This window comes from Rhodohalobacter sulfatireducens (assembly GCF_022012475.1).
GTDB lineage: Bacteria > Bacteroidota > Rhodothermia > Balneolales > Balneolaceae > Rhodohalobacter > Rhodohalobacter sulfatireducens.
This window is the reverse complement of the sequence record NZ_JAKLWS010000107.1, coordinates 1-680: the sequence shown is the minus strand read 5'-3', so window position 1 is coordinate 680 and position 680 is coordinate 1. Positions and strand designations below refer to the sequence as shown.

At 45.4% G+C, this 680-nt stretch carries 1 protein-coding gene; it reads right to left on the bottom strand.

Annotated elements, in window-relative coordinates; genetic code table 11:
- Positions 1–680: 3-keto-disaccharide hydrolase (locus L6773_RS21300; protein ID WP_237856696.1), on the bottom strand; the 680-nt coding region annotated here is incomplete at both ends.

The window sequence follows — 680 nt, the reverse complement described above, 5'->3', positions numbered from 1 at the left end:
TCAACCTCCATTAAATGTTGTGCATCAGCATCCTCAGTGTCAAGCTGGGGATTGGTGTACTCAAATACGACTTCCCCGTCAATTTTATGGCGGACCACATTGCTGCCGCGCATTTCAATCTCCACTGTTACCCACTGATCGCCGTGATAGGTTTGCGATGTAGAGCTTACACAGTGTTGGGTAATCAACTCGCCATCCATTACGATATTGGTACCCGGTGTGCACGTATTCAGTGTTGTTCGTTCATCTGTTCCGTTTCCACCCAATAGTTGCGTTTCTATAGAAACAGGAAAGCTCTGGTCGAGTGTCATTGTTTCCGGATGTTGGGAATGCAGCATTAAGCCGTTATTACGGAATGCCCATCCCGGCCCACCTTCAACCTGTTCCCCCACAAACCGGTACTCTACTCTGAGGATATAATGAGAGAAAGATTGATCATAAAATATATGACCGAACTGGCTGTCCCATTGGTCCCATTCATCATAGGAAGCCGTTAGCAATCCGTCTTCAACACGAAACGTGTTGTTAAAATTTTCACCTACAGGGTATCCGGCAAATTTAATGATCCAGTTCTCAAGATTTTCCCCGTTAAACAGGTCAATCCATTCTCCATTTTCCTGATCCTGGGCTGTCACGGGACCTATTCCTGCTAGAATCAAAAGTAGTGTACAAGCAAAAGT